The organism is Rhizobium sp. 10N414 (assembly GCF_056394785.1).
Genome location: NZ_JBFTIN010000008.1, coordinates 158,585 through 171,582, shown reverse-complemented (window position 1 = coordinate 171,582; position 12,998 = coordinate 158,585). Strand labels below are relative to the sequence as shown.

The 12,998-nt window shown below is 59.6% G+C and carries 11 protein-coding genes; 9 read left to right on the top strand and 2 right to left on the bottom strand.

Annotated features, from left to right (window positions below; all coding sequences use genetic code 11):
- Positions 1-435, bottom strand: a complete 435-nt coding sequence (arfB, locus tag AC1DE4_RS10685; RefSeq protein ID WP_018859433.1) for an alternative ribosome rescue aminoacyl-tRNA hydrolase ArfB — start codon at positions 433-435, stop codon at positions 1-3.
- A 96-nt stretch (positions 436-531) separates the two neighbouring features.
- Positions 532-2,142 carry a phosphoenolpyruvate carboxykinase gene (locus AC1DE4_RS10680; protein ID WP_018859432.1) on the bottom strand — a complete coding sequence of 537 codons (1,611 nt, stop codon included), beginning with the start codon at positions 2,140-2,142 and terminating at the stop codon, positions 532-534.
- A 342-nt stretch (positions 2,143-2,484) separates the two neighbouring features.
- Between AC1DE4_RS10680 and AC1DE4_RS10675 the strand changes: the two genes are divergently transcribed.
- The 9 genes from AC1DE4_RS10675 to AC1DE4_RS10635 all read left to right on the top strand — a co-directional run bounded on the left by AC1DE4_RS10675 (position 2,485) and on the right by AC1DE4_RS10635 (position 12,997).
- Positions 2,485-3,216: a response regulator transcription factor gene (locus AC1DE4_RS10675; protein WP_192241849.1), complete on the top strand. Its 732-nt coding sequence runs from the start codon at positions 2,485-2,487 to the stop codon at positions 3,214-3,216.
- A 78-nt stretch (positions 3,217-3,294) separates the two neighbouring features.
- Positions 3,295-5,085 carry a sensor histidine kinase gene (locus tag AC1DE4_RS10670; protein ID WP_112643949.1) on the top strand — a complete coding sequence of 597 codons (1,791 nt, stop codon included), beginning with the start codon at positions 3,295-3,297 and terminating at the stop codon, positions 5,083-5,085.
- Entirely contained in the window at positions 5,082-5,534 is a 453-nt protein-coding gene (locus AC1DE4_RS10665) for an HPr kinase/phosphorylase (RefSeq protein WP_018859429.1), read from the top strand. Before AC1DE4_RS10670 ends, AC1DE4_RS10665 begins: the two co-directional genes overlap by 4 nt.
- A gap of 153 nt (positions 5,535-5,687) precedes the next feature.
- Entirely contained in the window at positions 5,688-6,089 is a 402-nt protein-coding gene (locus tag AC1DE4_RS10660) for a PTS sugar transporter subunit IIA (RefSeq protein ID WP_007528763.1), read from the top strand.
- Between the two features lie 16 nt (positions 6,090-6,105).
- Positions 6,106-6,381, top strand: a complete 276-nt coding sequence (locus AC1DE4_RS10655; protein ID WP_018859428.1) for an HPr family phosphocarrier protein — start codon at positions 6,106-6,108, stop codon at positions 6,379-6,381.
- A 169-nt stretch (positions 6,382-6,550) separates the two neighbouring features.
- The gene (gene ahcY, locus AC1DE4_RS10650) at positions 6,551-7,951 is read left to right on the top strand and encodes an adenosylhomocysteinase (RefSeq protein ID WP_025657914.1); all 1,401 of its coding nucleotides are present in this window, start codon (positions 6,551-6,553) and stop codon (positions 7,949-7,951) included.
- Positions 7,952-8,155: 204 nt separating this feature from the next.
- On the top strand, positions 8,156-10,738 hold the full coding sequence (locus AC1DE4_RS10645; RefSeq protein WP_062373715.1) for a PAS domain-containing sensor histidine kinase: 2,583 nt from the start codon (positions 8,156-8,158) through the stop codon (positions 10,736-10,738).
- Positions 10,738-12,252, top strand: coding sequence for a tRNA (adenosine(37)-N6)-threonylcarbamoyltransferase complex ATPase subunit type 1 TsaE (gene tsaE / locus AC1DE4_RS10640; protein WP_025657916.1), 1,515 nt, complete (start codon positions 10,738-10,740; stop codon positions 12,250-12,252). The genes AC1DE4_RS10645 and tsaE overlap by 1 nt, the downstream gene beginning before the upstream one ends.
- Before the next feature lie 13 nt (positions 12,253-12,265).
- Positions 12,266-12,997 carry a nucleotidyltransferase family protein gene (locus tag AC1DE4_RS10635; RefSeq protein ID WP_018859424.1) on the top strand — a complete coding sequence of 244 codons (732 nt, stop codon included), beginning with the start codon at positions 12,266-12,268 and terminating at the stop codon, positions 12,995-12,997.
- Position 12,998 lies beyond the last annotated feature (1 nt).

The window sequence follows — 12,998 nt, the reverse complement described above, 5'->3', positions numbered from 1 at the left end:
TCAATCTCCGAGCGGTCGCCCGCGCATCTTCTTCACCTCCGCACGGCCCGATTTCTCCTTCAGTCGGCGCTCGACCGACCCCTTTGTCGGCTTGGTTTTCTTGCGCGGTGGCGGGGGCGGTTTTGCCGCCTCGAGAATCAGTTCCTTCAGCCGCTCGCGCGCGTCTTCGCGGTTGCGATCCTGGCTGCGAAAGCGGCTTGCCTCGATCATCAACACGCCCTCTTTCGAGAGGCGCTTCCCGGCCAGTTTCACGGCATTCGCTTTCACCCGCTCCGTCAAGGACGGTGAGTTTGGGATGTTGAAGAAGAGCTGGACTGCTGTCGAGACCTTGTTGACGTTCTGCCCGCCGGGGCCGCCCGCCAGAACGAACTGCTCGGTCAACTCCCACCCGGCGATGATGATTCGATCGTTGATGTAAAGCGGTTCGCTGGCCATGCATTTTCTATCTCACATCGGCCGGCCCTTGGGAACAGACAAAGAAACCCGGCGGAGACCGCCGGGTTTCACGTGAATCATCAATGTTTTGGCGCATCATTCAGCGGCGGCGCGAAACCCCGGAGCCGCATCGCGCACCCCGCCATCCACGTGGCCTTCGAACTTCGCGAAGTTCTCGATGAACATCGTCACGAGCTTGCTAGCCTGCGCATCATAGGCGACCGGATCCTGCCACGTAGAACGTGGATCGAGGATGGCCGTGTCAACGCCCGGCACCACAACGGGAACAGCAAAGCCGAAGTTCGGGTCGACGCGGCTGTCTGCCTTGCCGAGCTCACCCGAGAGTGCTGCGGCCAGCAGCGTGCGGGTCGCCTTGATCGGCATCCGCTTGCCGGTGCCGTAAGCCCCGCCGGTCCAGCCCGTGTTGACGAGCCAGCATTCAACGCCGTGGCGACCGATCAGATCCTTCAGCAAATTGCCGTATTCCGACGGATGGCGTGGCATGAACGGCGCGCCGAAGCAAGTCGAGAACGTCGCCTCCGGCTCGGTCACGCCCCGTTCGGTACCGGCCACCTTGGCGGTGTACCCGGAAAGGAAGTGGTACATGGCCTGATCCGGCGTCAGCTTGGCGATCGGCGGCATGACGCCGAAGGCATCGGCCGTCAGCATGATGATTGTCTTCGGGTGACCGGCGAGGCCGGTCTTGGAGGCGTTCGGAATGAAATCCAGTGGGTAGGCGCAGCGTGTGTTCTCCGTCAGCGAGCCGTCGTTGAAGTCGGGTTCGCGTTCATCGTTCAGAACGACGTTTTCGAGAATCGTACCGAAGCGCTGCGTCGTTGCGTAGATTTCCGGTTCCGCTTCCGCCGAGAGACGGATCGTCTTGGCGTAGCAGCCGCCTTCGAAGTTGAAGATGCCATCCTCACCCCACCCGTGCTCGTCGTCGCCGATCAGCGTGCGGGCAGGATCCGCCGAAAGCGTCGTCTTGCCGGTGCCCGAAAGGCCGAAGAAGACAGCGGAATCCCCAGCCGGACCGACATTGGCCGAGCAGTGCATTGGCATGACGCCCTTTGCCGGGAGCAGGTAATTCAGCACGGTAAAGACCGACTTCTTCATCTCGCCGGCATAGAAGGTGCCGGCGATCAGCACTTCGCCATTCGTCAGGTCGCAAGCGATGACCGTTTCGGTGCGGCAGCCGTATCGCGCTGGATCGGCCTTGAAGGTCGGCAGGTTGATGATCGTCAGCTTCGGGACGAAGGATTCGAGCGTCGGGCGCTCTGGGCGGATCAGCAGGTTACGAATGAACAGCGAATGCCAGGCCAGCTCCGTGACGACACGGGTCGGCAGCGCGTTGTTTTCGTCAGCACCTCCGATGAGGTCCTGAACGAACAGATCCTTGCCGGCGGCATGCGCGAGCATGTCCTGCTTCAACAGCGCGAAGTGCTCCGGCGACATCGGCTTGTTGTTGTCCCACCAGATCTCGCCATCGGTTTTGGCGTCGCGTACGACGAACTTGTCCCTCGGCGAACGGCCGGTGTGCTGGCCCGTCAGGGCCCGCAAGGCGCCATGGGCGGTCAGCTCAGCCTCACCCCGGCGAATCGATTCTTCATAGAGGGAGGCGGCGGTAAAGTTATAGCGAGCGCTGTTTGCACTCCCCAAACCGATCGTCGCCAGCTCTATCGCCGGGTTGTGGACTCCGAACAGCTCCATGGTCTTTCCCTTCCCTTGAGGCTCGTGCCGTTAAGAACTGAGGCTGACCGTACGGGCTGGTTTTTTAAAACGCAAGAGCCGAGAATCAATAAAATGTAGTAATATCAAACTATTAATCGATTTAAATTTTTCCGCTTTATTTTAAATCGTTTGAATCAGAAGTCGCTGGTCAAATTGACAACACAGCTTTTGGTTGTCTTCAAAACTTTGCGACAATCCCACCCTTTATCTTTGCCACAATTTGTTCCACCTTTATCCCCATAAGCGCATCCGGTTCAGAAAGGCCGCCTGGGGGACCTTCAAAATTCCTGGAGACGCGCATAGATGACGGAGACGAATACCATGCCGACAATCGCGCTCGTTGATGACGACCGCAACATCCTCACCTCGGTGTCGATCGCACTTGAGGCTGAAGGATATAAGGTCGAGACTTATACGGACGGCGCTTCCGCCCTTGATGGTCTTCTCGCCCGCCCGCCGCAGCTTGCCATCTTCGACATCAAGATGCCGCGCATGGACGGCATGGAACTCCTGCGCCGCCTGCGACAGAAATCCGACATGCCGGTCATCTTCCTCACTTCCAAGGATGAGGAGATCGATGAGCTGTTCGGCCTGAAGATGGGCGCGGATGACTTTATTACCAAGCCATTCTCACAGCGCCTGCTGGTCGAGCGGGTGCGCGCTGTTCTGCGCCGTGCATCGAGCCGCGAGGCTGCCGCCGCAGCCGGCGGTGCCGCTCCAAAGCCGGGCACGGCACAACAGCTCGCTCGCTCACTCGAGCGCGGTCAGCTGGTCATGGACCAGGAACGCCACACCTGCACCTGGAAAGGCGAGCCGGTGACGCTAACGGTCACCGAATTCCTCATCCTGCATTCGTTGGCCCAGCGTCCGGGGGTCGTCAAAAGCCGTGACGCGCTGATGGACGCGGCTTATGACGAGCAGGTCTATGTCGACGATCGCACCATCGACAGCCACATCAAGCGGCTTCGCAAGAAATTCAAGATGGTCGATATCGACTTTGATATGATTGAAACGCTTTACGGAGTGGGATACCGCTTCCGCGAAGCAGCCTGACGCCCAAACGGCGCGGCATCTGAGAATTGTCGAGAGTGGTGATCGCGAAAGCGACCCGCTCTCCGAAAGGGCCTATCGTTGGCGCAGTTGGTGCAGGAAAGGGATCTGGATGAGGCGGAAGGCGTAAGCAGCCGCCGCGTCAGGGGACGCCGTTGGTCGCATCCCTTCACGATCATCCGCCGCATCTTCGGCAACGCCGTCTTTTCGAGCCTGACGCGTCGCATCCTGTTCTTCAATCTCGCGGCGCTTGTCGTTCTCGTCGGTGGCATTCTCTATCTCAATCAGTTTCGCGAAGGGCTGATCGATGCCCGCGTCGAAAGCCTTCTGACGCAGGGCGAAATTATCGCCGGTGCCGTCTCGGCCTCGGCCTCAGTCGACACCAACTCGATCACCATCGACCCGGAAAAGCTGCTCGAACTGCAGGCCGGGCAGAGCATTACGCCAGTTCCGAACGACGAGGACCTCGAGTTCCCGATCGATCCGGAGAAGGTCGCGCCGGTCCTGCGCCGTCTGATTTCGCCGACCAGAACCCGGGCGCGTATTTTCGACGCTGACGCCAACCTGCTGCTCGATTCGCGCCACCTCTATTCACGCGGCCAGGTCCTGCGCTTTGATCTGCCGCCGGTCGATGACGAAGAACAGACCTGGGGCCAGTGGTTCACGACCATCTTCAACAAGGTCCTGCAGCCTGGAAATCTGCCTCTCTACAAGGAAGCCCCGGGCGGCGACGGCTCTATTTATCCGGAAGTGATGAACGCGCTGACCGGCGTGCGCGGCGCTGTGGTTCGCACCACCGAGAAGGGCGAGCTGATCGTGTCGGTCGCCGTTCCGATCCAGCGCTTCCGCGCCGTCCTTGGCGTGCTGCTATTGTCGACGCAGGCCGGAGATATCGACAACATCGTCCACGCCGAGCGCCTGGGCATCATGCGCGTGTTCGGGGTCGCGACCCTCGTCAACGTTCTCTTGTCTCTCGTCCTCTCGTCGACGATCGCCAATCCCTTGCGGCGTCTGTCGGCGGCCGCCATTCGTGTCCGCCGTGGCGCGAAGGAGCGCGAGGAAATCCCGGACTTTTCGGCACGTCAGGACGAGATCGGTAACCTTTCCATTGCTCTGCGCGAGATGACGACGGCTCTCTACGATCGCATCGACGCGATCGAAAGCTTTGCGGCCGACGTCAGCCACGAACTGAAGAACCCGCTGACGTCGCTTCGCAGCGCCGTCGAGACGCTACCGCTCGCCAAAACGGACGAGTCCAAAAAGCGGCTTCTCGATGTTATCCAGCACGATGTTCGCCGCCTCGACCGCCTGATCAGCGACATTTCCGACGCCTCCCGCCTCGATGCGGAACTGGCGCGGGTCGATGCAGGTTCGGTCGATCTGGAGATTTTGCTTCGCGACCTCATCGACGTGTCGCGGCAAATCCGCAATCGCAAAAAGGAAGTGCAGATCGAATTCGCGATCGAGCGCAAACCGGGCGTCAAGACGCGCTTCGTGGTAAACGGCCACGACTTGCGCATCGGGCAGGTCGTCACCAACCTCATCGAGAACGCCCGCTCCTTCGTTCCTGAACACGATGGCAAGATCACCGTGCGGCTGGTCAGAACCCGCTCGCGCTGCATTGTCTATATCGAAGACAACGGCCCTGGCATCCAGGCAGAAAATATCGATCGCATCTTCGAGCGCTTCTATACCGACCGACCGGAGTCGGAAGGCTTCGGGCAGAATTCGGGCCTCGGCCTATCGATCAGTCGCCAGATTGCCGAAGCGCATGGTGGTTCGCTGCGCGCGGAGAACATTATCGATCCCGAGAGCGAGAAGCTGCTTGGAGCACGCTTCATTCTCGCTCTTCCCGCCGATACCACCGTATGACGGGCGCGCCTTCAAACATCCACGCAACGGCCATCGTCGTCGGCACGACCGGCCTTCTCTTCATGGGTCCCTCCGGCTGGGGAAAGTCGATGCTGGCCTTCGCCTGCATCAATGAAGCACAGCGCATGGGCATCTATTCCGTGCTCGTCGCCGACGATCAGGTGCTCATCTCCAAAGGAGACGAAACCGTGATTGCGACCTGCCCCGCGTCGATCTGCGGTTTGATCGAACTCCGCGGCACCGGCATCGTCCGAGTACCTCATATTGCAAGCGCCGTGATGCATTACGCTGTGCTTCCCGCAAGCGCGTCGGGAGAGAAGCGGTTGCCGCCGGAAGGAGAGCAGACAACTATTGCTGGCAGCATAAATCTGCCGGTCATTCGGTTGCTGGCGAATACTCCGTTGCCGCTGGCGATACTGATGGCAAAAGCGCCCGATATTGGCCAGTAATGCCCGCGAAATTGGCAAATCCTGCCCTAAAAGTCGTATTTTTGTCTTGCACTTCGGCTTTTCATCGCCAAGATGTGCCCCCACGGTGGACGCGATTGCTGCATTGCGATATTGGGGCCACCGTTTGCATACGCCACTAGGAGCAGTAATATCATGATCGGACTTGTGCTTGTCACTCATGGCAAGCTGGCTGAAGAGTTTCGTCATGCGGTCGAACATGTCGTCGGTCCTCAGAAATTCATCGAAACGGTCTGTATCGGTCCCGAAGACGACATGGATCAAAGGCGACAAGACATCCTGGAAGCAGTGTCACGCGCCGACGACGGCCACGGAGTCGTCATCCTCACCGACATGTTCGGGGGCACCCCCTCCAACCTGGCAATATCCGTCATGAGCAGTGGCCACACCGAAGTCATCGCTGGCATGAATCTGCCGATGCTGATCAAACTTGCCGGGGTACGCGGCGAGAACAATATGGAAAAGGCACTTGTCGAAGCGTCCGAAGCCGGACGGAAATACATCAACGTCGCCAGCCGCGTCCTCAGCGGCAAATAGTGAGCACATTGCGCCCATGACGGCACTCTCCCGAGAAATTCTGATCATCAACAAGCGCGGACTGCACGCACGCGCTTCGGCAAAGTTCGTACAGCTGGTCGAGAATTTCGATGCCGCGATCACCGTATCGAAAGACGGAATGACGGTCGGCGGGACGTCGATCATGGGATTGATGATGCTGGCCGCGAGCCCCGGTTCCAGCGTCCTAGTCTCCGCCAGCGGCAATCAGGCCGCACAGGCGCTTGATGCTCTCGACGAACTGATCCAGAACCGGTTCGGCGAGGAAATTTGAGCTGCTTGCCGCTCATATAAACATATAAAGACTTCTTTATATCATTATTGCCTTCGTCATGGAAGCCTGCTAAACGGCCATCCTAGCCGCGCATGCCGCGTGGATGCTTTCTGGCGCACATACGCTTGCGCCTTCGAATTTTGATCCGCTTTTCAGCCTGGAGAACCCAATGAGCACTGAAAAAGATTATGTCGTCGCCGACATCGGCCTCGCGGACTTCGGCCGCAAGGAAATCACGATCGCAGAAACCGAGATGCCGGGCCTGATGGCCTGCCGCGCCGAATTCGGCGAAGCAAAGCCGCTGAAGGGCGCGCGCATCACCGGCTCGCTGCACATGACGATCCAGACGGCCGTTCTCATCGAGACGTTGGTCGCGCTCGGCGCCGAAGTCCGCTGGGCTTCGTGCAACATCTTCTCGACGCAGGATCATGCCGCAGCCGCAATCGCTGCTGCCGGCGTTCCGGTTTTCGCCATCAAGGGCGAGTCGCTGGAAGACTACTGGGTCTACACTGACAAGATCTTCCAGTGGGCCGATGGCGGCCTCTCCAACATGATCCTCGATGACGGCGGCGACGCCACCATGTACATCCTTCTCGGCGCCCGCGCCGAAGCCGGCGAGGACGTGCTCTCCAAGCCGCATTCCGAAGAAGAAGAAATCCTTTTCGCACAGATCAAGAAGCGTCTTGCCGCTTCGCCGGGCTGGTTCACCAAGCAGCGCGATGCGATCAAGGGCGTAACCGAAGAAACCACGACCGGCGTGAACCGTCTGTATCAGTTGAGCCAGAAGGGCCTCCTGCCCTTCCCGGCGATCAACGTCAACGACTCGGTCACCAAGTCGAAGTTCGACAACAAGTACGGCTGCAAGGAATCGCTAGTCGATGGCATCCGCCGCGGCACCGACGTGATGATGGCAGGCAAGGTCGCCGTCGTCTGCGGCTACGGCGACGTCGGCAAGGGCTCGGCTGCTTCGCTCCAGGGCGCTGGCGCCCGCGTCAAGGTCACGGAAGTGGATCCGATCTGCGCGCTGCAGGCTGCCATGGACGGTTTCGAAGTCGTCACTCTCGAAGACGTGGTGTCTTCAGCAGACATCTTCATCACCACGACCGGCAACAAGGACGTCATCCGCATCGACCACATGCGTCAGATGAAGGACATGGCAATCGTCGGCAACATCGGCCACTTCGACAACGAAATCGAAGTTGCAGCACTGCGTAACCTCAAGTGGACCAACATCAAGCCGCAGGTCGACCTCATCGAGTTCCCGAAGGGCAACCGCATCATCCTTCTGTCTGAAGGTCGCCTGCTCAACCTCGGCAACGCCACCGGCCATCCGTCCTTCGTCATGTCCGCGTCCTTCACCAACCAGACGCTGGCCCAGATCGAGCTTTTCACCAAGCCCGGCCAGTACCAGAACCAGGTCTACATCCTGCCGAAGCATCTCGATGAGAAGGTTGCACGCCTTCATCTCGACAAGCTTGGCGTGAAGCTGACGCAGCTTTCGGAAGAACAGGCCGCCTACATCGGCGTGAAGCCACAGGGCCCATTCAAGGCCGACCACTACCGATATTAATCACGAGATCAATATCCACAACATCTAGAGGGCGTCGCATTGACAAATGCGTCGCCCTTATTTTTTGGCACACATCTTCCCGCCGATTCCCTTCCGAAGTATTGTTTTAACACTCGATTCGTGGCCACGGACGTGTCCGTTTGCTTCGAAAATGGGATGTCTTGTCGTGATGGCGGCACATTAAGGGACGGAGACATACCGCGCATGTCGGAAATGATGCACAGCCTGGTCGAACAGGCAGAGGATGGCGTTCACGCTGACCCCTGCCCGCTCCGTTCGGGCGAACGGAAACCTGCCGGCACTTCAAGGGCCGTCGCCGAGAAGCCGGGACTATTGGCTCATGTGGCGCGGATTTTTGCGGCCGGCACTGCAATGACATCGATTGCGCAGCCGGTTCTCGCGCAGGTCGAAGCCGAGGCTGTCACATCCGCGCATCTTTTCACCTCGTCGCAGGTTATCGGCCTTTCCGTCGTCATCGGCGTGATCTCCGCCGCGCTGCTTTCCACCCTTTGGGTCGTGCGGCAGCGTGGGAATATGGAAAGCGAAAGCCGGGAGATCCGCTCGGCACTCTCCGATGCGCAGCAGCGCATCTCGCAATATCAGGCACTGATTGCAGACAAGAATCGCCGGATCGTAATCTGGGATGGCAACGAGCGCCCTGAGCTTATCGGTCAGCTGCCTCCCGAAACCGGCGCGCCGCAGGACAACGAATTCCTCGCCTTCGGCCTGTGGCTGAAGTCGCGCTCCGCATCTGAGCTCGAGCGCGCGATCGACCGTCTGCGCGGGGCAGCCCATAGCTTCGACATGGTCGTTGAAACTCACCGGGAGGAGATCCTGGAAGCGCAAGGCCGGGTTTCCGGAGGCCGCGCATTCGTCCGTTTTGTAGCGCTGAACAATCTTCGCGCCGAGCTTGCTGAGCTTAAGATCGAACGGGACAGACTGTTGTCCTCGATCTCGGCGTTTCAAAGCATGCTCGACGCAATCGATCTTCCGGCATGGCAGCGTGACACCGAAGGTCGGCTGACCTGGGTCAATCACGCTTACGGCGACGCGGTCGAGGCGCCCACGCCAGATCAGGCGGTCAACGAGGGCCGCGAGTTCCTGACCACCGTTGCCCGCGAGCGCATCCGTGCCACGGCGACGGCCGAGTCACCATTCCACGACAAGATCTCGACCGTGGTGCGCGGCAACCGCACCTTCTTCGACGTTGTCGATGTGAAGGTCCCAAGCGGCTCCGCCGGCATTGCCGTCGACGTTTCCGGCATCGAGACTGTTCGCGCCGAGCTTGAGCGGACCCTGAAAAGCCACGCCGAAACACTCGACCATCTCGCAACACCCGTTGCAATTTTCGACGGCGACCGACGGCTGCAGTTTTACAATCAGGCCTTCGTCTCGCTCTGGGAGCTTGATATCGCTTTCCTCGAGAGCCGGCCCGACAATGCGGAATTGCTGGAGCGCCTGCGCGCCGCGAAGAAGCTGCCGGACCAACTGAACTGGAAATCCTGGAAGGAAACCGCGCTCTCTGTCTATCGATCGATCGATACCCAATCGGATTTGTGGCACCTGCCGAACGGCCAGACGCTCCGCGTATTCGCGACAGCGCATCCGCAAGGCGGTGCCACCTGGGTATTCGAAAACCTCACCGAGCAGGTCGACCTCGAGACGCGCTACAACACGCTTCTCAAGGTGCAGGGCGAGACGATTGACCACCTTTCGGAAGGCGTTGCCGTCTTTGGACCTGATGGGCGCATGCGCCTTTCAAATCCCGCCTTCCGTGCGCTCTGGGGAATCACGGAAGCGGAGGCCAAGCCCGGCACGCATATCCGTGCCCTTGGCGAGGCGTGCTCTCAATCATATGACCGTCCGGACGGATGGAAGACCTTCGCTGAGCTGATCACCAGCTTCGACGACGAGCGCCGCTCCAGCCAGGGAACGCTCGAGCTGTTCTCGGGTCTCGTGCTCGACTATGCTGTCATCCCGCTGCCGAATGCGCAGACGATGCTGACCTTCGTCAACATGACCGACAGCGTCCGTGCTGAGCGCGCCCTGACGGAAAAGAACGAAGCACTGCGCAAGGCAGACGAGCTTAAGAACGACTTCGTCCAGCATGTCTCGTATGAGCTGCGCTCGCCGCTGACCAACATTATTGGCTTTACCGACCTGCTGCGCACGCCGGGACTCGGACCGCTGAACGACCGGCAGGCTGAATATATCGATCACATCTCGACCTCTTCTTCGGTGCTGCTGACGCTGGTCAACGACATCCTCGATCTTGCCACGGTCGACGCCGGAATCATGCGGCTGAGCTACTCGTCGATTGATCTTGGCGATCTGCTCGACGACGTATCGATGCAGATTGCCGACAGGCTGCAGGAAAGCGGCGTGACGCTGGAGATTACCGCTCCGGCGCATCTTGGCTCGATCGTCGCCGACCCGCAAAGACTGAAGCAGATCCTCGTCAAGCTGCTCTCCAACGCAGCCAATTTCTCTCCGGAAGGCTCGTCAATCTCGCTCGAATGCCGGCGTGAAGGGATGGATTTCCTCTTCTCCGTCAGCGATCGCGGTCCTGGTATCTCGCAGGATATGATCGCCAATGTGTTTGATCGATTCGCGACCGGCGCTAAGAGCGGCAAGAGGGGCGGCGCGGGACTTGGGCTGTCGATCGTCGACAGCTTTGTCAGCCTTCACCATGGGACGGTCACCATTGACAGCCAGCCGGGCAAGGGCACGATCGTGACCTGCCGGATTCCTTCGGTCGATCTTCCGACGTCCGTCGCAGCCGAATGATGTCGGGCACTCCTGTCATTTCTCTCTTCCTGAAGGATGAGGCGGAAACAATCCGCTTTGGAGAGGACCTGGCGTTGGCGCTGAAACGCGGCGACTGCCTTGCCCTTTCGGGCGACCTCGGGGCCGGGAAATCGTCGCTCGCGCGCGCATTCCTGCGTGCGATGGCGGATGATGACGAACTCGACGTGCCAAGCCCCACCTTCACCCTGGTGCAAGCCTACGACCTGCGCGTACCGGTCGCACATTTCGACCTGTACCGTCTCGGCGATCCGGCCGAACTCACCGAACTCGGCTTCGACGAAGCACTCCAGGACGGCATCTGCCTCGTCGAGTGGCCTGAGATGGCAAGCGACGAGCTGCCGGCAGACCGCATTGCGCTCAAGCTGGAGCACGAGGGCCTGGGTCGAAAGGTGACCATTGCGGCCCCGGAAAAACAGGCTGCCCGGATCCGACGCGTCCTGGCCATACGTGATTTCATCGATGCAGCGGGATACACCAATGCGAAGCGTCGTTTTCTGACAGGCGATGCCTCGCTTCGAGCCTACGAGGCAGTCTATGCCGGTGATGGGAAGCGACGCGTGCTGATGGATTGGCCACCGTTGCCGGAAGGGCCGCCGGTCCTGGATGGCAAGCCATATCCGAAGGTCGCGCATATCGCCGAGAATGCCTATCCTTTCGTTGCCATTGCCAATGTGCTCCGACAGGAGGGTTTTGCTGCACCGGAGATCTACCAGGTCGACTACGACCAAGGCATCCTGCTTCTGGAGGACCTTGGCACCGACGGCGTCCTGGATTTGCAAGGTCAGCCCATCGCCGACCGCTACCGGGCGAGCGTTGCCTGCCTGGCGCATCTGCACTCGCTGACGATCCCGCAGGACATTCGCGTCACCGACAGCCACGTCCACCACATCCCCGACTTCGATCGGACGGCGATGAAGATGGAGGTACGTCTCGTTCTCGATTGGCATTTGCCCTGGAAGCGTGGCCGTACCGCCGCCAGTGGCGCCGAGCGCGATGAATACCTCGCGATCTGGGACAGGCTGATCGACGAACTTGAAGCCTCCGAAAAAAGCCTTCTCCTCCGCGATTTCCACTCGCCGAACATTATCTGGCGCGACAACGAGCGTGGGATAGCGCGCGTCGGACTGATTGATTTCCAGGACGCGATGATCGGCCCCACAGCCTACGATCTCGCTTCAATCGTGCAGGATGCGCGCGTCACGGTCCCGCCCGATCTGTTCCGGCAATTGATGGACGACTATCTATCTCTGCGCAGAACAAAGGGTGGCTTCGATGAGGCTCGTTTCCTGAAGAGTTGGGCAATCATGTCTGCACAACGCAATTGCAAGCTTGCCGGCCTCTGGGTTCGCTTGATGCAACGAGACGGAAAACCTGGCTATATGAGGCATATGCCGCGCACCCTGTCCTATCTTTCCGTTGCGCTGGAACATGAAACGCTTGCCCCCTTGCGCGACTGGTGCGTAAGGGCTGGAATAGTACCAAGCGAATCATAATTTCTCGGATCAGATGAGCATCAAGCAAGCCATGGTTCTCGCTGCAGGTCTTGGAACCCGCATGCGGCCGATCACCGACACCATCCCGAAGCCGCTCGTGAAGATCGACGGCAAGGCGATGATCGATTACGCGCTCGATTCGCTTGCGGAAGCCGGTGTCGAAAGGGTCGTGGTCAATATTCATCACCACGCCGATCAGATGCTGGCGCACCTGGCTTCATACAAAGACCTCGAGATCATCATCTCCGACGAACGCGAGAAGCTGTTGAACAACGGCGGCGGCCTTGCGAAGGGCTTGAAGCTGCTTAATCCCGGCAAGGTTTTTGTCACGAATGCCGACCTCTTCTGGATCGGAGAACGCCGCGGCGTTCCCAGCAACCTGACACGCTTAGCCGGATTCTTCCGACCGGAAGAGATGGACATGGCTATGCTTTGCGTGAAACTGGAAGACACGACCGGGCACAACGGAAAGAACGACTTCAACATGGCGCGGGATGGCCGGTTGACCCGTTTCTTCGACTCGGGTCCCTGCCCAATTGTCTATGCCGGCGCCATTGCAATGGACACGTCGTTTCTCGATGACGCGCCAGCCGATCCATTCAACCTCAATCTCTATTTTGACAAGGCGATCGCTCGCGGCCGGCTCTACGGTACCGTACTCGAAGGACACTGGCTTACTGTCGGCACGCCGGAAGCGATTGGTGAAGCGGAGGAAACGATCCGGCGATACCGGACGTTTGCATGAC